Annotated in this window: 23 protein-coding genes; 15 read left to right on the forward strand and 8 right to left on the reverse strand. The window is 51.8% G+C overall.

Annotation, left to right across the window (positions count from 1 at the left end; genetic code table 11):
- Positions 1 to 43 precede the first annotated feature (43 nt).
- Positions 44 to 2,263 carry a YgiQ family radical SAM protein gene (locus A7Z29_RS18475; RefSeq protein WP_000095183.1) on the forward strand — a complete coding sequence of 740 codons (2,220 nt, stop codon included), beginning with the start codon at positions 44 to 46 and terminating at the stop codon, positions 2,261 to 2,263.
- Positions 2,264 to 2,305: 42 nt separating this feature from the next.
- Here A7Z29_RS18475 and yqhH read toward each other — a convergent pair whose 3' ends face one another.
- The 4 genes from yqhH to yqhD all read right to left on the reverse strand — a co-directional run bounded on the left by yqhH (position 2,306) and on the right by yqhD (position 5,836).
- Positions 2,306 to 2,563: a lipoprotein YqhH gene (gene yqhH / locus A7Z29_RS18480; protein ID WP_105290601.1), complete on the reverse strand. Its 258-nt coding sequence runs from the start codon at positions 2,561 to 2,563 to the stop codon at positions 2,306 to 2,308.
- A 50-nt stretch (positions 2,564 to 2,613) separates the two neighbouring features.
- Positions 2,614 to 3,540, reverse strand: a complete 927-nt coding sequence (locus tag A7Z29_RS18485) for a YqhG/Tai3 family protein (RefSeq protein ID WP_105290602.1) — start codon at positions 3,538 to 3,540, stop codon at positions 2,614 to 2,616.
- A 199-nt stretch (positions 3,541 to 3,739) separates the two neighbouring features.
- Complete coding sequence (gene dkgA / locus A7Z29_RS18490) at positions 3,740 to 4,567, reverse strand: 2,5-didehydrogluconate reductase DkgA (protein ID WP_105290603.1); 828 nt, start codon at positions 4,565 to 4,567, stop codon at positions 3,740 to 3,742.
- Positions 4,568 to 4,672: 105 nt separating this feature from the next.
- Positions 4,673 to 5,836: an alcohol dehydrogenase gene (yqhD, locus tag A7Z29_RS18495; RefSeq protein ID WP_001058817.1), complete on the reverse strand. Its 1,164-nt coding sequence runs from the start codon at positions 5,834 to 5,836 to the stop codon at positions 4,673 to 4,675.
- A 193-nt stretch (positions 5,837 to 6,029) separates the two neighbouring features.
- On the opposite strand from yqhD, the gene yqhC reads away from it, so the two are divergent.
- Entirely contained in the window at positions 6,030 to 6,929 is a 900-nt protein-coding gene (gene yqhC / locus A7Z29_RS18500) for a DNA-binding transcriptional regulator YqhC (RefSeq protein WP_105290604.1), read from the forward strand.
- 39 nt (positions 6,930 to 6,968) lie between these two features.
- Here the strand turns inward: yqhC and yghB are convergent, their stop codons facing one another.
- Together yghB and metC are read right to left on the reverse strand one after the other, a co-directional pair.
- Positions 6,969 to 7,628 (reverse strand): DedA family general envelope maintenance protein YghB, encoded by a 660-nt coding sequence (gene yghB / locus A7Z29_RS18505; RefSeq protein ID WP_000268433.1) that lies wholly within the window; start codon positions 7,626 to 7,628, stop codon positions 6,969 to 6,971.
- Between the two features lie 139 nt (positions 7,629 to 7,767).
- Positions 7,768 to 8,955: a cystathionine beta-lyase gene (gene metC / locus A7Z29_RS18510; protein ID WP_010347810.1), complete on the reverse strand. Its 1,188-nt coding sequence runs from the start codon at positions 8,953 to 8,955 to the stop codon at positions 7,768 to 7,770.
- 251 nt (positions 8,956 to 9,206) lie between these two features.
- Here metC and exbB point away from each other — a divergent pair, with 251 nt between their 5' ends.
- Both exbB and exbD read left to right on the forward strand, forming a co-directional pair.
- Positions 9,207 to 9,941 (forward strand): tol-pal system-associated acyl-CoA thioesterase, encoded by a 735-nt coding sequence (gene exbB / locus A7Z29_RS18520; RefSeq protein WP_073507229.1) that lies wholly within the window; start codon positions 9,207 to 9,209, stop codon positions 9,939 to 9,941.
- A 6-nt stretch (positions 9,942 to 9,947) separates the two neighbouring features.
- Positions 9,948 to 10,373, forward strand: a complete 426-nt coding sequence (exbD, locus tag A7Z29_RS18525) for a TonB system transport protein ExbD (protein WP_001240714.1) — start codon at positions 9,948 to 9,950, stop codon at positions 10,371 to 10,373.
- A gap of 158 nt (positions 10,374 to 10,531) precedes the next feature.
- On the opposite strand, the gene yghA is transcribed toward exbD, so the two are convergent.
- Positions 10,532 to 11,416 carry an NADP(+)-dependent aldehyde reductase gene (yghA, locus tag A7Z29_RS18530; RefSeq protein ID WP_105290605.1) on the reverse strand — a complete coding sequence of 295 codons (885 nt, stop codon included), beginning with the start codon at positions 11,414 to 11,416 and terminating at the stop codon, positions 10,532 to 10,534.
- A gap of 190 nt (positions 11,417 to 11,606) precedes the next feature.
- On the opposite strand from yghA, the gene A7Z29_RS18535 reads away from it, so the two are divergent.
- On the forward strand, positions 11,607 to 12,101 hold the full coding sequence (locus A7Z29_RS18535) for a TIGR00645 family protein (RefSeq protein WP_000439331.1): 495 nt from the start codon (positions 11,607 to 11,609) through the stop codon (positions 12,099 to 12,101).
- Between the two features lie 39 nt (positions 12,102 to 12,140).
- On the opposite strand, the gene gpr is transcribed toward A7Z29_RS18535, so the two are convergent.
- Positions 12,141 to 13,181, reverse strand: coding sequence for an L-glyceraldehyde 3-phosphate reductase (gene gpr / locus A7Z29_RS18540; protein WP_105290606.1), 1,041 nt, complete (start codon positions 13,179 to 13,181; stop codon positions 12,141 to 12,143).
- A 156-nt stretch (positions 13,182 to 13,337) separates the two neighbouring features.
- On the opposite strand from gpr, the gene yghX reads away from it, so the two are divergent.
- The 10 genes from yghX to hybG all read left to right on the forward strand — a co-directional run bounded on the left by yghX (position 13,338) and on the right by hybG (position 21,483).
- Complete coding sequence (gene yghX / locus A7Z29_RS18545) at positions 13,338 to 14,225, forward strand: YghX family hydrolase (protein ID WP_123058419.1); 888 nt, start codon at positions 13,338 to 13,340, stop codon at positions 14,223 to 14,225.
- Between the two features lie 120 nt (positions 14,226 to 14,345).
- Positions 14,346 to 14,633 carry a DUF2623 family protein YghW gene (yghW, locus tag A7Z29_RS18550; protein ID WP_001059138.1) on the forward strand — a complete coding sequence of 96 codons (288 nt, stop codon included), beginning with the start codon at positions 14,346 to 14,348 and terminating at the stop codon, positions 14,631 to 14,633.
- Between the two features lie 188 nt (positions 14,634 to 14,821).
- A complete protein-coding gene (gene hybO, locus A7Z29_RS18560) occupies positions 14,822 to 15,940 on the forward strand; it encodes a hydrogenase 2 small subunit (protein ID WP_000145410.1) in 1,119 nt (372 codons plus the stop codon).
- Between the two features lie 2 nt (positions 15,941 to 15,942).
- Complete coding sequence (gene hybA, locus A7Z29_RS18565) at positions 15,943 to 16,929, forward strand: hydrogenase 2 operon protein HybA (protein ID WP_105290608.1); 987 nt, start codon at positions 15,943 to 15,945, stop codon at positions 16,927 to 16,929.
- Positions 16,919 to 18,097, forward strand: a complete 1,179-nt coding sequence (hybB, locus tag A7Z29_RS18570) for a Ni/Fe-hydrogenase cytochrome b subunit (RefSeq protein ID WP_000017694.1) — start codon at positions 16,919 to 16,921, stop codon at positions 18,095 to 18,097. The genes hybA and hybB overlap by 11 nt, the downstream gene beginning before the upstream one ends.
- On the forward strand, positions 18,094 to 19,797 hold the full coding sequence (gene hybC / locus A7Z29_RS18575; protein ID WP_085461188.1) for a hydrogenase 2 large subunit: 1,704 nt from the start codon (positions 18,094 to 18,096) through the stop codon (positions 19,795 to 19,797). The genes hybB and hybC overlap by 4 nt, the downstream gene beginning before the upstream one ends.
- Positions 19,797 to 20,291 carry a HyaD/HybD family hydrogenase maturation endopeptidase gene (locus tag A7Z29_RS18580; RefSeq protein ID WP_001221938.1) on the forward strand — a complete coding sequence of 165 codons (495 nt, stop codon included), beginning with the start codon at positions 19,797 to 19,799 and terminating at the stop codon, positions 20,289 to 20,291. The genes hybC and A7Z29_RS18580 overlap by 1 nt, the downstream gene beginning before the upstream one ends.
- Positions 20,284 to 20,772, forward strand: a complete 489-nt coding sequence (hybE, locus tag A7Z29_RS18585; RefSeq protein WP_000134014.1) for a hydrogenase-2 assembly chaperone — start codon at positions 20,284 to 20,286, stop codon at positions 20,770 to 20,772. Before A7Z29_RS18580 ends, hybE begins: the two co-directional genes overlap by 8 nt.
- On the forward strand, positions 20,765 to 21,106 hold the full coding sequence (hypA, locus tag A7Z29_RS18590; RefSeq protein WP_000544957.1) for a hydrogenase maturation nickel metallochaperone HypA: 342 nt from the start codon (positions 20,765 to 20,767) through the stop codon (positions 21,104 to 21,106). The genes hybE and hypA overlap by 8 nt, the downstream gene beginning before the upstream one ends.
- A gap of 128 nt (positions 21,107 to 21,234) precedes the next feature.
- The gene (hybG, locus tag A7Z29_RS18595; RefSeq protein WP_000334896.1) at positions 21,235 to 21,483 is read left to right on the forward strand and encodes a hydrogenase maturation factor HybG; all 249 of its coding nucleotides are present in this window, start codon (positions 21,235 to 21,237) and stop codon (positions 21,481 to 21,483) included.
- The last annotated feature ends 123 nt before the right edge of the window (positions 21,484 to 21,606 follow it).

Below are 21,606 nucleotides of genomic sequence, written 5' to 3' on the forward strand. Positions count from 1 at the left end.
ATCCCCGGCCTTTGATTATTTTTTTATCATTTCTGGAAGCAAAATGAGCTCTATCTCCCTGATCCAACCGGATCGCGACCTGTTCTCCTGGCCGCAGTACTGGGCCGCCTGTTTTGGACCGGCACCGTTTTTGCCGATGTCTCGTGAAGAGATGGATCAACTTGGCTGGGATAGCTGCGACATCATTTTGGTTACTGGCGACGCGTATGTCGATCACCCAAGCTTTGGGATGGCGATTTGCGGTCGTATGCTGGAAGCGCAGGGCTTTCGTGTCGGGATCATCGCCCAACCGGACTGGAGCAGCAAAGACGACTTTATGCGTCTGGGTAAACCGAATCTGTTTTTCGGCGTGACCGCAGGCAATATGGACTCGATGATCAACCGCTATACCGCCGATCGCCGTTTACGTCATGACGATGCCTACACGCCGGATAACGTCGCGGGTAAGCGACCGGATCGCGCCACACTGGTTTATACCCAGCGTTGTAAAGAGGCGTGGAAAGATGTGCCGGTGATCCTCGGTGGTATTGAAGCCAGCCTGCGCCGTACCGCTCATTATGATTACTGGTCTGATACCGTGCGCCGTTCCGTGTTGGTGGATTCCAAAGCAGACATGCTGATGTTCGGTAACGGTGAGCGTCCGCTGGTGGAAGTGGCACACCGTCTGGCGATGGGCGAGCCGATTAGCGAAATCCGCGATGTACGTAATACCGCGATTATCGTGAAAGAGGCGCTGCCTGGCTGGAGCGGCGTGGATTCTACTCGCCTTGATACACCGGGGAAAATCGACCCGATTCCGCATCCGTATGGCGAAGATTTGCCGTGTGCGGATAACAAACCGGTGGCTCCGAAAAAACAAGAAGCCAAAGCCGTAACCGTGCAGCCGCCGCGTCCGAAGCCGTGGGAAAAAACCTACGTTTTGTTACCTTCTTTCGAGAAAGTGAAGGGCGATAAAGTGCTGTACGCTCATGCTTCGCGTATTTTGCACCACGAAACCAACCCAGGCTGCGCTCGCGCATTGATGCAAAAACATGGCGACCGCTATGTGTGGATCAACCCGCCTGCTATTCCGCTTTCTACCGAAGAGATGGACAGCGTCTTTGCGCTGCCGTACAAGCGCGTGCCGCATCCGGCTTACGGTAATGCCCGTATTCCGGCTTACGAAATGATCCGTTTCTCAGTCAATATTATGCGTGGCTGCTTTGGCGGCTGCTCTTTCTGTTCTATTACCGAGCATGAAGGGCGCATTATTCAGAGCCGTTCGGAAGATTCGATCATCAATGAGATTGAAGCGATCCGCGACACCGTTCCTGGATTTACGGGCGTGATTTCCGATCTCGGCGGGCCAACTGCCAACATGTATATGTTGCGCTGCAAATCGCCACGCGCCGAGCAAACCTGCCGTCGTTTATCGTGCGTTTACCCGGATATTTGTCCGCATATGGACACTAACCACGAACCGACGATCAATCTCTATCGCCGCGCGCGCGATCTGAAAGGCATTAAAAAGATCCTGATTGCCTCCGGCGTGCGTTATGACATCGCCGTGGAAGATCCGCGCTATATCAAAGAGCTGGCAACCCATCACGTTGGTGGTTATCTGAAGATTGCCCCGGAACATACCGAAGAAGGGCCGTTGTCGAAGATGATGAAGCCGGGCATGGGCAGCTATGACCGCTTTAAAGAGCTGTTCGACACCTACTCGAAACAGGCAGGTAAAGAGCAGTATCTGATCCCATATTTCATCTCCGCGCACCCCGGTACACGCGATGAAGATATGGTGAATCTGGCGCTGTGGCTGAAGAAACATCGCTTCCGTCTCGACCAGGTACAGAACTTCTACCCGTCGCCGTTGGCTAACTCAACCACCATGTATTACACCGGCAAAAATCCGCTGGCGAAGATTGGTTATAAGAGCGAAGACGTTTTCGTGCCGAAGGGTGACAAACAGCGTCGTCTGCATAAAGCGTTGTTGCGTTACCACGATCCGGCAAACTGGCCGTTAATCCGCCAGGCGCTGGAAGCGATGGGTAAAAAGCATCTGATTGGCAGCCGTCGCGATTGCTTAGTGCCTGCGCCAACCATTGAAGAGATGCGCGAAGCTCGCCGTCAGAACCGTAATACCCGTCCGGCGTTGACCAAACATACGCCGATGGCGACCCAGCGCCAGACGCCTGCCGGAGCAAAGAAAGCGCCGTCTGCGCAACCTCGCCCGATGAATGCCGGTGCGAAGAAACGTCCTAAAGCGGCGACTGGACGTTAAAAAAACATCCCCGGTAACTGAATGCTACCGGGGATATTTTTATCACTCCGTATACATACGCAAGCAGCGCAGGCAATCAAAATAGTCCTGCGCATCAAGGCGTGTATTGGCTCTGTTAGCTTCGGATTTGGCGGCGTAAATTTGCGGGCGTAATGCTTTTATATCCTGCTCTAGCCGGGCGATTTTGGCATTTAATGTTTGTACATTACCTGCCAGTTGATTGACCTTTTGCTCATTGACGCAACCACTTAATAAGCCGGTTACCAGAACAACAGCTACCACGGTGAAAATCGTTTTCATATCGTGCTCCCTTTTATTTATTGTTCCGACTAATTTTTATTTTATTCAGTTCATTGCGTTAATCTGGCGTCGGTTTTCGTTTCAATCTGTTTAAGCAAGCTACCGCTGCCTGGACGGATAAAATCGGCAATTTCCCACTTTCCTTCGCGCCGATGTAAAACTAAATCCTGCTCTTCACTGTTACCATTGTTCAGCGCAATACGAACATGAATACGGGCGGAATCGGCGGTTTTTTCCTGGACACGAATTTCATCAACACGAGCAAATAGCGACTCTTCACCAAAACAAATCGGGTTGTCGTAAATAAATTGCCGTTCTATTTGCATCTCTTGATCGAAATTGCCGTTTTTATTGAAGGTGGTTTTATAAAATTCATTGACTGCCTGGCGATAGGTGTCGGAAACAACCCATGTCCAGGGCCAACTATAATCGGCAATATGTTTAAACAGTTCAGCGACAAAGGCTTCAGGCTCTTCTTTTTGTAATGAAGCCAGTGTTGCCAGGATTTTTTCATTCTCGCTATTAACTGCCTGCCAGACGCTACCATGGTTGCTGATGACATCATCAATGACCCAACGACCATTTTCTGCCACCATTTTCAGCGTTTGCGTGGTCTTTTCTTTATCGTCGTCAAAGGTACGGAAACGCACAACGGCATCTGCATGATCGGTATCCGTTTGAGTAACCACTACGCTTTCTAACACCAGATCGCCAAAATCCTGACAATCACAAATCGGATCATAATCCAGCCAGCCAATATTGCCCGGCAGCGTGAGATTATCATTCAGGGTAAGTGCCTTTTGTATGCGTGCAGACGTTATCGCCTGCTCTCCTGTCTCACCAAAATAAGGCGCGCTGGCATCAGATTTATAGTTTTGATAAATCTGGCGAACTGTCTGTTCTACAGTCAGCGAGGATGATTGGGCTTGAGTAGTGAAGCTTGCAAAAAACGCCAAAAACAGAAGTATTATTTTCATCTGTTTTTGACCTCACCGTCGTGTTTATCCATATTGTAGAGGCTTTGTTGATTAAAGAGCTCCCAGCTCTGCATGATTATGTCCTTAAATTTGGCATTTCTGAGCAGGGGAGAGTAACAACGGGCGGGAGGTGAGGGGAATAAATGATTTCTGAAAAGTCCGGTAGCGGAACATTACCGCTACCGGGAGAATTTGCCCGTTAGCCGCCGAACTGGTCGGGATCGGGACCGAGACGTTTACCCTGATCGAGTTTTGCGACTTCACCGAGTTCGTCTTTGTCGAGACGGAAATCCCAGACATCAAAGTTTTCGGCAATGCGTGAAGGCGTGACCGATTTCGGGATCACCACCAGACCGTTATCCAGATGCCAGCGGATAACAATTTGTGCCGGTGTTTTGCCGTATTTATCCGCCAGGTCGCGAATGACTTTCTGATCGAAAACGCCTTTCCCACCTTGCGCTAATGGACTCCAGGATTCGGTCTGGATTTTGTGCGTGGCATTCCAGGCATGAAGCTGGCGTTGCTGCATCAGCGGGTGAAGTTCGATTTGATTAATAACAGGCGTCACGCCAGTTTCGTCGATCAGACGTTGCAGGTGGTGGATCTGGAAGTTACAGACGCCAATGCTTTTGATTAATCCCTCTTTTTGCAGCTCGATCATTCCTTTCCACGCCTCGACATAGTGATCGATAGCGGGAACGGGCCAGTGCATTAAGTAAAGGTCTATATAATCAAGCTGGAGTTTTTTCAGGCTGTCGAGCAGTGCTTCGCGGGGGTGTTTGTGGTCGTCGTTCCACAGCTTGGTTGTAATGAACAACTCTTCTCTGGCAAGTGCGGCATTTTTCAGCGCCTTGCCGACACCTTCTTCGTTTTTATAGGCAGCAGCGGTATCAATTGAGCGATAACCCACTTCCAGGGCTTTTTGAATAGCGGTGATAACTTCCTCATTACTTGCTTGCCAGACGCCCAGTCCCAGCTGGGGCATGACATTGCCATCCTGTAGCTTAATAACGGTTGGATTAGCCATACGTTCCTCCTTTTATATGAACTCACCGGAGCCTGCTCCGGTGAGTTGGTGTGAACTTAAGTCTGGACGAAATACCCAAAAACGAAAGTTTGAGGAGGAAAAAGCTTAACGAGCGGCTTCGTAAATGCGGCGGCTGACATCCAGCGTAATGTCATGATTTTCGCCCAGTTGGGTCATGCCGTGTTCTTCCAGTTTCTTCAGCAATGCCGGGATGGAGCTGCCGTCCAGACCGTAGTCGGACAGGCGGGTCGGCACGCCCAATTGCTCGAAGAAGTTGCGGGTAGCGGCAATTGCGGCGTCAATACGCTCATCGTCGGAACCTTCAGTGATGTTCCAGACGCGTTCAGCATATTGCAGCAGTTTCGCGCGCTTGGTGTCGCGTTTTTCATTCCACAGAGCAGGCAGGACAATAGCCAGCGTTTGCGCGTGATCCAGACCGTGCATCGCAGTCAGTTCGTGTCCCAGCATATGTGTTGCCCAGTCCTGCGGTACGCCGGCGCCGATCAAACCGTTCAACGCCTGAGTCGCTGCCCACATGACGTTGGCGCGCACATCGTAGTTTTCTGGCTCTTTCAGGGCTTTCGGACCATCTTCGAGAAGCGTCAGCAAAATGCCTTCTGCGAAGCGATCCTGAATTTTTGCATCAACCGGTTTGGTAACATACTGTTCCACGGTGTGTACAAAGGCATCCACTACGCCATTAGCCACCTGGCGCGGCGGCAGGGTGTAGGTATAAACCGGATCGAGCACGGCAAATACCGGCTGAACATGGGCAGAATGGAACGCCTGCTTGTCGCCTGTGGTTTTACGGGAGATCACCGCGCCTGCGTTGGATTCTGAACCGGTCGCTGGCAGCGTCAGCACACAGCCCATCGGGATGGCGCTTTTAATCTCTTTACCGCCCGTTTGCAGAATGTGCCACGGATCGATATTTTCCGGATAGTTAGCCGCTGCGGCGATAAATTTGGTGCCGTCCAGTACGGAACCGCCGCCAACCGCCAGCAGGAAAGTCACTTTCTGTTCGCGAACCAGTTTCACGGCGTTCATCAGCGTTTCATAAGCCGGGTTTGGTTCAATACCGCCAAACTCCAGCACGTCCATACCTTTCAGCGCATCCAGAACCTGATCGAGAACGCCTGTTTTTTTCACGCTGCCGCCGCCGTAGGTAATCAATACGCGAGCATCGTGAGGAATTTGTTCGCGTAAACCAGCGATAGCGCCTTTACCAAACAGAATACGGGTTGGGGTGTGCAGATTAAAGTTGTTCATTACGTGCTCCCTTTGCTGGGCCAATATGAGGGCAGAGATCGGTCTGCCTGATGTTTTTCATTGTGGTCGCCAGCGTCGCTGCTCTCAATGCTCATTTCTGCCAATGTCTTGCCTATTTCTCCAGAGCACTGGAGAAATAGTACAAAATTGCGCACAATCAAATTGACGCATTATTCTTAAGAAATTACGCGATATGAAACGTGAAGAGATTTGCCGCCTGCTGACGGACAAAATTAATAATATGAAAAATAAAGAAAATAGTTTGTCTGAATTGCTGCCCGATGTGCGCTTATTGTATGGCGAGAACCCCGGCGCACGTACGCCGGTGATGTATGAGCCTGGCATCATAATTCTCTTTTCCGGGCATAAAATCGGCTATATCAATGAGCGCGTGTTTCGTTATGATGCCAATGAATATCTGCTGCTGACGGTGCCGTTACCGTTTGAGTGCGAAACCTATGCCACGCCGGAAGTGCCATTAGCGGGTTTACGTCTCAATGTTGATATTTTGCAGTTACAGGAACTGTTGATGGACATTGGTGAGGATGAGCATTTCCAGCCGTCGATGGCTGCCAGTGGTATAAACTCCGCTACGTTGTCAGAAGAGATTTTATGCGCGGCGGAGCGGTTACTTGATGTGATGGAGCGACCGCTGGATGCGCGCATTCTCGGTAAACAGATCATTCGCGAAATTCTTTACTACGTGCTGACCGGACCTTGCGGCGGTGCGTTACTGGCGCTGGTCAGTCGGCAGACTCATTTCAGCCTGATTAGCCGCGTGTTGAAACGGATTGAGAATAAATACACTGAAAACCTGAGCGTCGAGCAACTGGCGGCAGAAGCCAACATGAGCGTTTCGGCGTTCCACCATAATTTTAAGTCTGTCACCAGCACCTCGCCGTTGCAGTATTTGAAGAACTACCGACTGCATAAGGCACGGATGATGATAATCCATGATGGCATGAAGGCCAGCGCGGCGGCGATGCGCGTTGGCTACGAAAGTGCGTCGCAATTTAGCCGTGAGTTTAAACGCTACTTCGGTGTGACGCCGGGGGAAGATGCGGCAAGAATGCGGGCGATGCAAGGGAGTTAAATGTGTTCCCGGACAAGTCGCCGGGAACGGAGAAAAACGTCAGGCGTTACCGTATTTCTTTTTAATCACCACAAACAGCGTGCCTAACAGGCCTGCGGTTAACAGGGCAATCGGCAGGATCATCAGGAACGTCATCACCTGATCTTCATGGCGCTTAACGAACGGGATCATGCTTAAGGCATAACCAAAACTGGTCACCACGCTGACCCATAGCAATCCACTTAACCAGTTGAAAAACTGGAAGCGGCGGTTTGGCAACCCGGAAATCCCCGCCATGGTTGGTAGCAGCGTGCGGACAAATGCAAGAAAACGGCCAGCCAGCAAAGCCAGCAAACCGTGGCGGTCAAACATACAGGTGGCGCGCTGATGATATTTGGCCGGAAGCTGTGCCAGCCAGCCTTTCACCGTTTTGGTATTACCTAGCCAACGCCCCTGAATATAGCTTAGCCAGCAGCCCAGGCTGGCTGCGGCAGTCAGAATCACGATTGTTGGCAGAAAATCCATCACCCCCTGGGCAATCAGTGCGCCAGCCAGTATCAACAAGCTGTCGCCTGGCAAAAATGAAGCGGGCAGCAGACCGTTTTCTAAAAACAGCGTGGCAAACATGACAAAGTAAACAACGCTAACAATATGAGGATCCGCCAGCGCGGCAAAGTCGTGTTGCCAGAGCGCAGCGATAATGTCTTGAATAACAGCCATGGACTTTCCTGTGGAACAGCGTTTAAGCCTTTATTTGCCTATTGTACTCCTGAATTGTCCGGGACGCCTTGATCCCGGACGCAACAATTTAAGACTATTCACAATTAAATGTCTGCAAAATTGTCCAAATTTGGCAATGTTACACAATTCGGGTAAATCCCGCGTTCAGATCGGCAATCAGATCGTCGACGTTTTCCAGACCAATATGCAGGCGAATCAATGTGCCGCTGAAATCAATCTTTCCTTGTGGGCGGATGGCGGCGATATGTTCCGGCTGATTCGCGAGGATCAACGATTCATAACCGCCCCACGAGTAGGCCATGCTAAATAAACTGAAGTTATCCAGATAGTTCGCCAGTTCTTCATCGTTGAGTTTTTTCTTAAGCACAAAGGAAAATAGCCCGCTGCTGCCTGTAAAGTCTCGTTTCCAGAATTCGTGACCTTTACTTTCCGGCAGAGCAGGGTGGTTAACTCGCGCTACTTGCGGATGTTCTGCCAGCCATTCAGCCACTTTCAGACTGCTTTCATGATGTTGACGCAAACGCACACCTAATGTGCGCAGGCCACGGCTGGTCATATAAGCGGTATCGGCATCGACCATTTGTCCCATCAGATAAGCGTTCTCCCGTAGTTGCTCCCAGCAACGGGCATTGCATACTGCGGTGCCGATCATGGCATCCGAGTGACCTATCAGATACTTGGTTCCCGCCTGAATCGAAATATCAATACCAAAATCAAGAGCTTGAAAAAGCACCCCGGCAGCCCATGTGTTATCGATCATAATGATGGCGTCTGGCACGACACTGCGCACGGCAGCAACAATCGCCGGAACGTCGTGGACTTCCATAGTGATGGAGCCTGGCGATTCCAGAAAGACGATTTTAGTGTTTGGCTGCAGATGTTTAACGATATCCGCGCCAATCAGCGGATCAAACCACGATGTCGTTACGCCCAGTTTGCTGAGGATTTTGCTACAGAAATCCTGACTCGGTTCATAGGCGGTATTGGTCATCAATACATGATCGCCCTGTTCGACAAAAGCAAGAATGGAATTGGCAACGGCGGCCGCACCGCAAGGAAACAGTGCACAGCCGGCGCCACCTTCCAGTTCGCACATTGCTTCTTGTAACGAGAAGTGGGTTAACGTTCCGCGCCGTCCATAGAACAATTCGCCGTTGGCGCGATTACGCGTCGCATGTTTTTTCGCTTCAACGCTATCAAAAACCAGCGAAGAGGCGCGCTGAATCACGCTATTCACCGCGCCGAGAGTGTATTTTTTGCTGCGTCCTGCATTCACCAGTTGAGTATCAAGCTTTTTGTCCGCCATGTCGGGATTCCTGTTTTTATACGTCTGGATGTCTAAACTAGCATGAATAACAGCGAGCGCATCCTGAAGAATTGGCATAAAGAAGAAAATTTTCGCAAATGGCGCTCTGGTGGCTTTTTTACTGCGTAAACGCAAAGAAAAGAAAGCAAAGGTACGGCAGTATGCAAATAGTAATGAGAACGACTATCAATTCGACGTCGTTTTGATATTATTATGCGCAGATTTTGTGACTTGCGTCCTGGAGATACACAGTGGGTAATAATTTAATGCAGACGGACCTTTCCGTCTGGGGTATGTATCAGCACGCCGATATTGTCGTTAAGTGCGTGATGATTGGGCTTATTTTGGCCTCCGTTGTCACTTGGGCAATCTTCTTCAGTAAGAGCGTAGAGTTCTTCAATCAGAAGCGCCGTCTTAAGCGCGAGCAGCAACTGCTGGCTGAAGCGCGTTCCCTAAACCAGGCCAACGATATCGCCGCTGATTTTGGTAGCAAAAGCTTAAGCCTGCATTTGCTCAATGAAGCGCAGAACGAGCTGGAACTGTCAGAAGGCAGCGACGATAACGAAGGTATTAAAGAGCGTACCAGCTTCCGCCTGGAGCGTCGGGTCGCCGCTGTGGGGCGTCAAATGGGACGCGGTAACGGCTATCTGGCAACCATTGGCGCGATTTCGCCGTTTGTGGGGCTGTTTGGTACGGTCTGGGGCATCATGAACAGTTTTATCGGTATTGCGCAAACGCAGACCACCAACCTGGCGGTGGTTGCGCCGGGTATCGCAGAAGCATTGTTGGCAACAGCAATCGGTCTGGTGGCAGCGATTCCGGCGGTCGTTATCTATAACGTATTCGCGCGCCAGATTGGCGGCTTTAAAGCGATGCTGGGTGATGTTGCAGCGCAGGTATTGTTGCTGCAAAGTCGTGACCTGGATCTGGAAGCCAGCGCCGCTGCGCATCCGGTTTGTGTCGCACAGAAATTACGTGCAGGGTAATGCGCTATGGCAATGCATCTTAACGAAAACCTCGACGATAACGGCGAAATGCATGATATCAACGTGACGCCGTTTATCGACGTGATGTTGGTTTTGCTGATTATCTTTATGGTGGCGGCACCGTTAGCGACGGTAGATGTGAAGGTGAACTTGCCTGCTTCTACCAGCACGCCGCAGCCGCGCCCGGAAAAACCGGTTTATCTGTCGGTGAAGGCGGACAACTCGATGTTTATCGGTAACGATCCGGTCACCGATGAAACGATGGTTACGGCGCTGAATGCGTTAACCGAAGGTAAGAAAGATACCACCATCTTCTTCCGTGCGGATAAAACCGTTGATTACGAGACGTTGATGAAGGTCATGGATACGCTGCATCAGGCGGGTTACCTGAAGATAGGTCTGGTCGGCGAAGAAACTGCCAAAGCGAAGTAAAGCAGAATTGCCTGATGCGCTACGCTTATCAGGCCTACAAATCTATCGCAACGTGTTGAATTTGCATGACATGTAGGCCGGATAAGGCGTTCACGCCGCATCCGGCAAGCGTTAAAAGTACGATGATGCCCGGTTGCTTCACACAACCGGGCATTTTTTTAACCTAAATGCTCGCCGCCGCATACGCCGTGCACTTCTGCGGTGACGTAGCTCGACTCCTGACTTGCCAGATAAACATATACAGGGGCCAGTTCCGCCGGTTGCCCCGCACGTTTCATCGGCGTTTGCTGACCAAACTGCGGGATCTTATCCTGCGTTTGTCCGCCGGAAATTTGCAGCGCCGTCCAGATAGGACCAGGTGCGACAATATTCACCCGAATACCTTTCTCCGCGACCTGTTTTGCCAGGCCTCGGCTATAGTTCAGAATCGCCGCCTTCGTTGCTGCGTAATCCAGTAAATGCGGGCTTGGCTGGTACGCCTGGATTGACGAAGTGGTGATGATACTGGCACCTTTTGGCAGCAGGGGAATCGCTTCCTGGGTTAACCAGAACAGCGCGAAAACGTTAATGGCAAAGGTCTTTTGAAACTGTTCGCTGGTGAGGTCTGCAATATCAGGAATGGCAACCTGTTTCCCGGCGACCAGCGCCATAATATCCAGCCCGCCTAACGCCTTATGCGCGTCGTGAACCAGCGAACGGGCAAATTTCTCATCGCTTAAATCGCCTGGCAGCAGAATGGCTTTGCGTCCGCATTCTTCAATGATCTTTTTCACATCCTGAGCGTCTTCTTCTTCCACGGGAAGATAACTGATCGCCACGTCAGCGCCTTCACGCGCGTAAGCGATGGCGGCAGCGCGACCGATTCCGGAATCGCCCCCTGTCACCAGTGCTTTACGATCTTTCAGGCGACCGCTACCAACATAAGTTTTCTCGCCACAATCCGGCACCGGCGTCATCTTCGCCTGGATGCCTGGCGTCGGTTGTTTCTGTTTGGGATATTCACCAGTGTAATACTGCGTGGTCGGGTCTTTTAAATGAGACATCGCTTTTCTCCCTTCAGGTTCAACGTCCTTTAAGGGTAGACGCTCTCGATGCGTTAATCAGGGAACCAGGAAGATCCCTAAACCTCAGAATTATGCGACAAAGGTTTAACGTATATGTTGATTTGCTGTTGCGCGCTGTTTACTCAATTGCGATATACTGTTGCCCGTTTTAACTACACGACAGGAATGTATGGAACGTTTTCTTGAAAATGCAATGTATGCTTCTCGCTGGCTGCTTGCCCCCGTGTACTTTGGCCTTTCGCTGGCGTTAGTTGCCCTGGCGCTGAAGTTCTTCCAGGAGATTATTCATGTACTACCGAATATCTTCTCGATGGCGGAATCTGATTTGATCCTCGTGTTGCTGTCGCTGGTGGATATGACGCTGGTTGGCGGTTTGCTGGTGATGGTGATGTTTTCCGGTTATGAGAATTTCGTCTCGCAGCTTGATATCTCCGAGAACAAAGAGAAGCTGAACTGGCTGGGGAAAATGGACGCAACGTCGCTGAAAAACAAAGTAGCAGCGTCGATTGTGGCAATCTCTTCCATTCACTTACTGCGCGTCTTTATGGATGCGAAAAACGTGCCTGATAACAAACTGATGTGGTACGTCATTATCCATCTGACGTTTGTGCTCTCTGCATTTGTGATGGGCTATCTTGACCGACTGACTCGTCATAATCACTGATCTGATTCGGGCGCGGTTCTCGCGCCCGTTATTAACATGTTATTTATCGGATGACGCCTGCCACAGATTCAGCTCGCCATCGGCGATATGCTGATCAATCTGCGCCAGCTCCTCGGTGCTAAATGTCAGATTATTCAGCGCCTGCACGTTCTCCTCTAGTTGCTCCGCACGGCTGGCACCAATCAATACCGACGTCACTCGCTCATCTTTCAGCAACCAGCTTAACGCCATTTGCGCCATTGATTGTCCACGCTGCTGTGCCATTTCATTCAATAAGCGCAGGCTGTTGAGGTTGGCTTCGGTGAGCATTTTCGGCGTCAGACCACGAACTTTATGACCTTCGCGATGCATCCGTGAATCCTCCGGAATACCGTTGAGATATTTTCCGGTCAGCAATCCCTGAGCCAGAGGAGTAAAGGCAATGCAGCCCACGCCGTTATTTTGCAGGGTATCCAGCAGGCCGCTTTTATCTACCCAGCGGTTCAGTAAATTGTACGAAGGTTGATGAATTAACAGCGGAATTTTCCACTCGCGCAGCAACTCGACCATTTTTTGCGTCCGCTCTGGCGAGTAAGAGGAGATCCCGACATAAAGCGCCTTACCGCTTTGCACAGCATGAGCCAGCGCAGAGGCGGTTTCTTCCATCGGCGTATTTTCATCGACGCGATGAGAGTAAAAAATATCGACATATTCCAGACCCATACGCTTCAGGCTTTGGTCGAGGCTGGCGAGCAGGTATTTACGTGAACCGCCAGAGCCGTAAGGGCCGGGCCACATATCGTAGCCAGCCTTGGTAGAGATAATCAGTTCATCGCGATAAGCGGCAAAATCCTCCCGCAGCAGGCGACCAAAGTTCTCTTCTGCGCTTCCTGGAGGCGGCCCGTAATTGTTGGCTAAATCAAAGTGCGTAATGCCTAAATCAAACGCTTTACGCAGGATCGCACGCTGTGATTCCAGCGCGTTAACGTGACCGAAATTGTGCCATAAACCGAGCGATAACGCGGGCAGGCGTAAACCGCTTTTTCCGCAATAGCGGTATTGCATCTGCCCGTAACGTTCGGGATTTGCTAACCAGACCATGACCTCTCCTTTCAACCGTTCAATTTCGAAACAATGTTTCTAGTTTAGCGATTCGCCAGCGTGTATCCCGTAGTGTGGCTCACAGAGTGACGAAAAACTGGGCAAAAACACGTGCTTATGCTTTGCTTAAAAAAACACCAGTTGAGGAGTGCAACGATGCCGCGTTTAACCGCCAAAGATTTCCCACAAGAGTTGCTGGATTACTACGACTATTACGCTCATGGGAAAATCTCGAAACGTGAGTTCCTCAACCTTGCGGCGAAGTATGCGGTGGGCGGGATGACGGCATTAGCGTTGTTTGATTTGCTCAAGCCAAATTATGCGCTGGCGACTCAGGTAGAGTTTACCGACCCGGAGATTGTTGCTGAGTACATCACATATCCTTCGCCAAATGGTCACGGCGAGGTACGGGGTTATCTGGTGAAGCCCGCAAAGATGAGCGGCAAAACGCCAGCCGTGGTGGTGGTGCATGAGAATCGAGGGCTGAATCCGTACATCGAAGATGTGGCACGGCGAGTGGTGAAGGCGGGGTACGTCGCCCTGGCGCCAGACGGTTTAAGCTCCGTGGGTGGATATCCGGGGAACGATGATAAAGGTCGTGAGCTGCAACAGCAGGTCGATCCGACTAAGTTGATGAATGATTTCTTTGCCGCAATTGAGTTTATGCAACGCTATCCGCAAGCGACAGGCAAAGTGGGTATTACTGGATTTTGCTATGGCGGTGGTGTCTCAAACGCGGCTGCGGTGGCATATCCGGAACTGGCCTGCGCGGTGCCGTTTTATGGTCGCCAGGCACCCACCGCTGATGTGGCGAAAATCGACGCACCTTTACTGCTTCACTACGCTGAACTGGACACCCGAATCAACGAAGGCTGGCCTGCTTATGAGGCGGCGTTGAAAGCGAATAATAAGGTCTATGAGGCGTATATTTATCCGGGGGTTAATCACGGATTCCATAATGATTCCACGCCCCGTTATGACAAATCTGCCGCCAATCTTGCCTGGCAAAGGACGCTGAAATGGTTCGACAAATATCTCTCCTGATGGGTTTATCTCTTTCTGGATAACATTCTTAACATGCTGAAAAAAATAGCGTGCGCAAAAGTCGTTCTTTGCCTAAAATATCGCTATATAGGTTCATATATAACGTTTAAGGGCAAAACGATGAATAACCATTTTGGTAAAGGCTTAATGGCGGGATTAAAAGCAACACATGCCGACAGTGCGGTTAATGTGACTAAATTCTGTGCTGATTATAAGCGTGGATTTGTATTAGGCTATTCGCACCGGATGTATAAAAAGACCGGTGACCGCCAGCTCAGCGCCTGGGAAGCGGGTATTCTGACGCGCCGTTATGGACTGGATAAAGAGATGGTAATGGATTTCTTTCGTGAGAATAATTCCTGTTCTACATTACGATTTTTTATGGCTGGTTATCGCCTCGAAAATTGATCAAACATACGTATTATCTTGCTTTAATTAATTACACTAATGCTTCTTCCCTTCGTTTTAGCGCCCCGCCGCAGTATCATGACAATGATAACCATAATAAATGTGTGGTAAATGGCGCATCGATCGCATTATTGATTTTGCGGTTGAGGCAAAATATATGCCAGGTCTTCGCAACGGAATAACTATAAATGACTGGAGATAACACCCTCATCCATTCTCACGGCATTAATCGTCGTGATTTCATGAAGCTTTGTGCAGCATTAGCCGCCACCATGGGGCTGAGTAGCAAAGCCGCCGCAGAGATGGCCGAATCGGTCACTAACCCGCAGCGCCCGCCGGTTATCTGGATTGGCGCGCAGGAATGCACCGGTTGTACGGAATCTCTGCTTCGTGCAACGCATCCAACGGTAGAAAACCTCGTGCTGGAGACCATCTCTCTGGAGTATCACGAAGTCCTTTCCGCCGCATTCGGCCATCAGGTTGAAGAGAACAAACATAACGCGCTTGAGAAGTATAAAGGGCAGTATGTGTTGGTTGTGGATGGTTCCATCCCATTAAAAGATAACGGTATTTACTGCATGGTTGCCGGTGAGCCGATTGTGGATCACATCCGCAAAGCGGCGGAAGGCGCAGCAGCCATTATTGCTATCGGTTCTTGCTCCGCGTGGGGCGGTGTCGCCGCAGCTGGGGTTAACCCCACCGGCGCGGTCAGCCTGCAAGAAGTTCTGCCGGGCAAAACCGTTATCAACATTCCAGGCTGTCCGCCGAACCCGCACAACTTCCTTGCGACCGTTGCGCACATCATCACTTACGGCAAACCGCCGAAACTGGATGACAAAAATCGTCCGACCTTCGCCTATGGCCGTCTGATTCACGAACACTGCGAACGTCGCCCGCACTTCGATGCTGGTCGTTTTGCCAAAGAGTTCGGTGATGAAGGCCACCGCGAAGGCTGGTGCCTGTACCACCTTGGCTGTAAAGGCCCTGAAACTTACGGCAACTGCTCAACGCTGCAATTCTGCGACGTTGGCGGCGTGTGGCCGGTGGCGATTGGTCACCCGTGCTATGGCTGTAACGAAGAAGGTATCGGCTTCCATAAAGGCATCCATCAGCTTGCCAACGTCGAAAATCAGACGCCACGCTCACAAAAACCGGACGTGAATGCTAAAGAAGGCGGCAACGTCTCTGCGGGCGCTATCGGTTTGCTCGGCGGCGTGGTTGGGCTGGTTGCCGGTGTCAGCGTGATGGCGGTGCGTGAACTGGGTCGTCAGCAAAAGAAAGATAACGCTGACTCACGGGGAGAATAACCGTGAACAGACGTAATTTTATTAAAGCAGCCTCCTGCGGGGCATTGCTGACGGGCGCGTTGCCGTCGGTCAGCCATGCGGCTGCTGAAAACCGCCCGCCAATTCCGGGATCGCTGGGTATGTTGTATGACTCGACCTTGTGCGTAGGCTGCCAGGCTTGCGTCACCAAGTGTCAGGATATCAACTTCCCTGAACGTAACCCACAAGGGGAACAGACCTGGTCGAACAACGACAAACTGTCGCCATACACCAATAACATCATTCAGGTGTGGACCAGCGGCACGGGGGTCAACAAAGACCAGGAAGAGAACGGCTACGCGTACATTAAGAAACAGTGTATGCATTGCGTCGATCCGAACTGTGTCTCTGTGTGCCCGGTCTCCGCGCTGAAAAAAGATCCGAAAACCGGCATTGTCCATTACGACAAAGACGTGTGCACCGGCTGCCGTTACTGCATGGTTGCCTGCCCGTACAACGTGCCGAAGTACGACTACAACAACCCGTTTGGTGCGCTGCATAAGTGTGAGCTGTGTAACCAGAAAGGTGTGGAACGTCTCGATAAAGGCGGTCTGCCTGGCTGCGTAGAAGTGTGCCCGGCGGGTGCGGTGATTTTTGGTACGCGTGAAGAGCTGATGGCGGAGGCGAAAAAACGCCTGGCGCTGAAGCCGGGCAGCGAATACCACTATCCGCGTCAGACGCTGAAATCTGGCGACACTTACCTGCACACAGTGCCGAAATATTATCCGCATCTGTACGGCGAGAAAGAGGGCGGCGGTACTCAGGTTCTGGTACTGACGGGTGTGCCTTATGAAAATCTCGACCTGCCGAAACTGGACGATCTTTCTACCGGTGCGCGTTCCGAAAATATTCAACACACCCTGTATAAAGGCATGATGCTACCACTGGCTGTGCTGGCGGGCTTAACCGTGCTGGTTCGTCGCAACACCAAAAACGACCATCACAACGGAGGAGACGATCATGAGTCATGATCCACAACCGCTGGGCGGCAAAATCATCAGTAAACCGGTCATGATTTTTGGACCGTTAATCGTCATCTGTATGCTCCTGATTGTGAAACGTCTGGTGTTCGGTCTGGGCTCTGTCTCCGACCTGAACGGCGGCTTCCCGTGGGGCGTGTGGATCGCGTTTGACCTGCTGATCGGCACCGGCTTCGCCTGTGGCGGCTGGGCGCTGGCGTGGGCGGTATACGTCTTTAACCGTGGGCAATACCATCCGCTGGTGCGTCCGGCGCTGTTGGCGAGTCTGTTTGGTTACTCACTGGGTGGCTTGTCGATCACTATCGACGTGGGTCGCTACTGGAACCTGCCGTACTTCTACATTCCGGGTCACTTCAACGTGAACTCGGTACTGTTCGAGACGGCGGTCTGTATGACTATCTACATCGGCGTGATGGCTCTGGAGTTTGCTCCGGCACTGTTTGAACGTCTGGGCTGGAAGGTGTCGCTCAAACGTCTGAACAAGGTGATGTTCTTCATCATCGCGCTCGGTGCGCTGCTGCCGACCATGCACCAGTCTTCAATGGGGTCGCTGATGATCTCGGCGGGCTACAAGGTGCATCCGCTGTGGCAAAGCTATGAAATGTTGCCGCTGTTCTCGCTGCTGACGGCGTTCATCATGGGCTTCTCGATTGTCATCTTTGAAGGTTCGCTGGTGCAGGCGGGTCTGCGCGGCAATGGTCCGGATGAGAAGAGCCTGTTCGTCAAGCTGACCAACACCATCAGTGTGTTGCTGGCGATTTTCATCGTGCTGCGCTTTGGTGAGCTAATCTATCGTGACAAGCTGTCCTTAGCGTTTGCCGGTGACTTCTACTCCGTGATGTTCTGGATTGAAGTCCTGCTGATGCTCTTCCCGCTGGTCGTTCTGCGTGTGGCGAAGCTGCGCAATGATTCCCGTATGCTGTTCCTGTCAGCACTGAGCGCGCTGTTAGGTTGTGCAACCTGGCGTCTGACCTATTCGCTGGTGGCATTTAACCCAGGCGGCGGTTACGCCTACTTCCCGACCTGGGAAGAACTGTTGATTTCTATTGGTTTTGTGGCTATTGAGATTTGCGCTTACATCGTACTCATTCGTCTACTGCCGATACTTCCTCCTTTAAAACAAAACGATCATAATCGTCATGAGGCGAGCAAAGCATGAGCCAGAGAATTACTATTGATCCGGTAACCCGTATTGAAGGGCATTTACGCATCGATTGCGAAATCGAAAATGGCGTCGTTTCGAAAGCATGGGCTTCCGGAACCATGTGGCGCGGCATGGAAGAGATCGTGAAAAACCGCGATCCGCGCGATGCATGGATGATTGTGCAACGTATCTGTGGCGTATGTACTACCACTCACGCGCTGTCTTCCGTTCGTGCGGCAGAGAGTGCGCTGAATATCGACGTTCCGGTTAACGCGCAATACATCCGTAACATCATTCTGGCTGCGCACACCACGCATGACCATATCGTTCATTTCTATCAGCTTTCGGCGCTGGACTGGGTGGACATCACTTCTGCACTGCAAGCTGACCCAACCAAAGCCTCCGAAATGCTGAAAGGCGTTTCGACCTGGCATCTGAACAGTCCGGAAGAGTTCACCAAAGTTCAGAACAAGATCAAAGAGCTGGTTGCCAGCGGTCAGTTGGGTATTTTCGCCAACGGCTACTGGGGTCACCCGGCGATGAAACTGCCGCCGGAAGTGAACCTGATTGCGGTAGCTCACTACCTGCAGGCGCTGGAGTGCCAGCGTGACGCTAACCGCGTCGTGGCTCTGCTGGGCGGTAAAACGCCGCACATTCAGAACCTGGCGGTAGGTGGGGTCGCTAACCCAATCAACCTCGACGGTCTGGGCGTGCTGAACCTTGAGCGCCTGATGTACATCAAGTCTTTCATCGACAAGCTGAGCGACTTTGTTGAGCAGGTTTACAAGGTTGATACCGCAGTTATCGCCGCGTTCTACCCTGAATGGCTGACGCGCGGTAAAGGTGCAGTGAACTACCTGAGTGTGCCGGAATTCCCGACCGACAGCAAAAATGGCAGCTTCCTGTTCCCGGGCGGCTACATTGAGAATGCGGATCTGTCCTCGTATCGTCCGATCACTTCCCATTCCGATGAATACCTGATCAAAGGGATTCAGGAAAGCGCGAAGCACTCCTGGTATAAAGACGAAGCACCGCAGGCACCGTGGGAAGGCACAACCATTCCTGCTTATGATGGCTGGTCTGACGACGGTAAATACTCGTGGGTGAAATCACCGACTTTCTACGGCAAAACGGTAGAAGTGGGTCCGCTGGCGAACATGCTGGTGAAACTGGCGGCAGGACGCGAGTCTACCCAGAACAAACTGAATGAAATCGTTGCAATTTATCAGAAACTGACTGGCAACACGCTGGAAGTGGCGCAACTGCACTCCACGCTGGGGCGTATTATTGGTCGTACTGTTCACTGCTGCGAATTGCAGGATATCCTGCAAAATCAATACAGTGCACTGATCACCAATATCGGCAAAGGCGACCACACCACGTTCGTGAAGCCGAACATTCCGGCAACGGGTGAGTTCAAAGGCGTTGGCTTCCTTGAAGCACCGCGCGGTATGCTCTCTCACTGGATGGTGATCAAAGACGGTATCATCAGCAACTATCAGGCAGTTGTTCCGTCAACCTGGAACTCTGGCCCGCGTAACTTCAATGATGACGTCGGCCCTTACGAACAGTCGCTGGTAGGCACGCCGGTTGCTGATCCGAATAAACCGCTGGAAGTGGTGCGTACCATTCACTCCTTCGACCCGTGCATGGCCTGCGCGGTACACGTAGTGGATGCCGACGGCAACGAAGTGGTTTCAGTGAAGGTTCTGTAATGCGTATTTTAGTCTTAGGGGTCGGCAATATTTTGCTGACCGATGAAGCCATCGGTGTGCGGATTGTCGAAGCGTTAGAGCAACGATACATTCTGCCGGATTATGTTGAAATCCTTGATGGCGGCACGGCGGGAATGGAGCTGCTTGGCGACATGGCAAATCGCGATCATCTGATCATTGCGGATGCCATTGTGTCGAAAAAGAACGCGCCGGGAACGATGATGATCCTGCGGGATGAAGAAGTTCCGGCGTTGTTTACTAATAAAATCTCTCCGCATCAGCTTGGCCTGGCCGACGTATTGTCGGCCCTGCGCTTCACCGGCGAGTTTCCGAAAAAGCTGACGCTGGTCGGCGTGATCCCGGAATCACTGGAGCCGCACATCGGCTTGACGCCGACGGTAGAAGCGATGATTGAACCTGCGCTTGAGCAGGTTCTGGCTGCGTTGCGCGAATCAGGCGTGGAAGCTATCCCACGGGAGGCTGCTCATGACTGAAGAGATAGCAGGTTTCCAGACCTCCCCGAAGGCGCAAGTACAGGCAGCGTTTGAAGAAATTGCCCGGCGTTCGATGCACGATCTTTCTTTTCTGCATCCTTCAATGCCGGTGTATGTTTCCGACTTTACGCTGTTCGAAGGTCAGTGGACGGGGTGTGTGATCACCCCGTGGATGCTGAGTGCAGTTATCTTCCCCGGCCCGGATCAACTCTGGCCGCTGCGCAAAGTGAGTGAAAAAATCGGTCTGCAACTGCCGTATGGCACTATGACCTTTACCGTTGGTGAACTGGACGGTGTTTCGCAATACCTCTCCTGCTCGCTGATGTCGCCGCTTTCGCACAGCATGTCGATTGAAGAGGGTCAACGCCTGACGGATGACTGTGCGCGAATGATCCTTTCGCTGCCGGTCACCAATCCGGATGTACCACACGCAGGGCGTCGCGCCCTGCTGTTTGGTCGCAGGAGTGGCGAAAATGCATGAGTTGTCGCTTTGCCAGAGCGCCGTTGAGATTATCCAACGGCAGGCGGAGCAGCACGATGTTAAGCGCGTCACCGCCGTGTGGCTGGAAATTGGCGCGCTCTCCTGCGTTGAGGAGAGCGCCGTCCGTTTTAGTTTTGAAATTGTCTGCCAGGGAACGGTGGCGCAAGGGTGCGATTTACATATCGTCTATAAACCCGCCCAGGCCTGGTGTTGGGATTGCAGCCAGGTAGTGGAGATTCATCAGCACGATGCGCAGTGCCCGCTCTGTCATGGCGAGCGGTTGCGTGTCGATACCGGCGATTCGCTGATCGTCAAAAGTATTGAAGTTGAATAAGACTGCGGACAACGCCTGAAAAGCGCACGGACGGTTCCCTCGCCCCTCCGGGGAGAGGGGTAAGGTGAGGGGAAACACCCAAAGGTTTTTTTCGCGTTTGTCTGCAATCGAAATAACCGGAGTTAACAATGTGTATTGGCGTTCCAGGCCAGGTGCTGGCTGTCGGTGAAGATATTCACCAGCTTGCGCAGGTTGAAGTATGTGGTATCAAGCGCGACGTGAATATCGCGCTGATTTGCGAAGGTAACCCTGCCGATCTGCTGGGCCAGTGGGTACTGGTGCACGTCGGATTTGCCATGAGCATCATCGACGAAGACGAAGCCAAAGCCACATTAGACGCACTGCGCCAAATGGATTACGACATTACCAGCGCGTGAAAATTAGCTTTCGTAGGCCTGATAAGACGCGGCAGCGTCGCATCAGGCATTGTGCTCGATTGCCGGATGTGGCGTAAACGCCTTATCCGGCCTACATCGGCCTGGATGGCTTGCTGCGACGAG

The sequence above is a fragment of the Escherichia sp. MOD1-EC6842 genome, from assembly GCF_002965705.1.
Classification (GTDB): domain Bacteria; phylum Pseudomonadota; class Gammaproteobacteria; order Enterobacterales; family Enterobacteriaceae; genus Escherichia; species Escherichia ruysiae.

What these genes read in the sequence shown, in the direction of transcription:
- A7Z29_RS18580 (WP_001221938.1), top strand. Translation starts at nt 19,797, where the DNA reads ATGCGTATTTTAGTCTTAGGGGTCGGCAATATTTTGCTGACCGATGAA.
- A7Z29_RS18535 (WP_000439331.1), top strand. Translation starts at nt 11,607, where the DNA reads ATGGAACGTTTTCTTGAAAATGCAATGTATGCTTCTCGCTGGCTGCTT.
- yghW (WP_001059138.1), top strand. Translation starts at nt 14,346, where the DNA reads ATGAATAACCATTTTGGTAAAGGCTTAATGGCGGGATTAAAAGCAACA.
- metC (WP_010347810.1), bottom strand. Translation starts at nt 8,955, where the DNA reads ATGGCGGACAAAAAGCTTGATACTCAACTGGTGAATGCAGGACGCAGC.
- exbD (WP_001240714.1), top strand. Translation starts at nt 9,948, where the DNA reads ATGGCAATGCATCTTAACGAAAACCTCGACGATAACGGCGAAATGCAT.
- yghA (WP_105290605.1), bottom strand. Translation starts at nt 11,416, where the DNA reads ATGTCTCATTTAAAAGACCCGACCACGCAGTATTACACTGGTGAATAT.
- yqhD (WP_001058817.1), bottom strand. Translation starts at nt 5,836, where the DNA reads ATGAACAACTTTAATCTGCACACCCCAACCCGTATTCTGTTTGGTAAA.
- gpr (WP_105290606.1), bottom strand. Translation starts at nt 13,181, where the DNA reads ATGGTCTGGTTAGCAAATCCCGAACGTTACGGGCAGATGCAATACCGC.
- hybO (WP_000145410.1), top strand. Translation starts at nt 14,822, where the DNA reads ATGACTGGAGATAACACCCTCATCCATTCTCACGGCATTAATCGTCGT.
- yqhC (WP_105290604.1), top strand. Translation starts at nt 6,030, where the DNA reads ATGAAACGTGAAGAGATTTGCCGCCTGCTGACGGACAAAATTAATAAT.
- dkgA (WP_105290603.1), bottom strand. Translation starts at nt 4,567, where the DNA reads ATGGCTAATCCAACCGTTATTAAGCTACAGGATGGCAATGTCATGCCC.
- hybG (WP_000334896.1), top strand. Translation starts at nt 21,235, where the DNA reads ATGTGTATTGGCGTTCCAGGCCAGGTGCTGGCTGTCGGTGAAGATATT.
- A7Z29_RS18485 (WP_105290602.1), bottom strand. Translation starts at nt 3,540, where the DNA reads ATGAAAATAATACTTCTGTTTTTGGCGTTTTTTGCAAGCTTCACTACT.
- yghX (WP_123058419.1), top strand. Translation starts at nt 13,338, where the DNA reads ATGCCGCGTTTAACCGCCAAAGATTTCCCACAAGAGTTGCTGGATTAC.
- yqhH (WP_105290601.1), bottom strand. Translation starts at nt 2,563, where the DNA reads ATGAAAACGATTTTCACCGTGGTAGCTGTTGTTCTGGTAACCGGCTTA.
- yghB (WP_000268433.1), bottom strand. Translation starts at nt 7,628, where the DNA reads ATGGCTGTTATTCAAGACATTATCGCTGCGCTCTGGCAACACGACTTT.
- hybE (WP_000134014.1), top strand. Translation starts at nt 20,284, where the DNA reads ATGACTGAAGAGATAGCAGGTTTCCAGACCTCCCCGAAGGCGCAAGTA.
- A7Z29_RS18475 (WP_000095183.1), top strand. Translation starts at nt 44, where the DNA reads ATGAGCTCTATCTCCCTGATCCAACCGGATCGCGACCTGTTCTCCTGG.
- hybC (WP_085461188.1), top strand. Translation starts at nt 18,094, where the DNA reads ATGAGCCAGAGAATTACTATTGATCCGGTAACCCGTATTGAAGGGCAT.
- hypA (WP_000544957.1), top strand. Translation starts at nt 20,765, where the DNA reads ATGCATGAGTTGTCGCTTTGCCAGAGCGCCGTTGAGATTATCCAACGG.
- hybB (WP_000017694.1), top strand. Translation starts at nt 16,919, where the DNA reads ATGAGTCATGATCCACAACCGCTGGGCGGCAAAATCATCAGTAAACCG.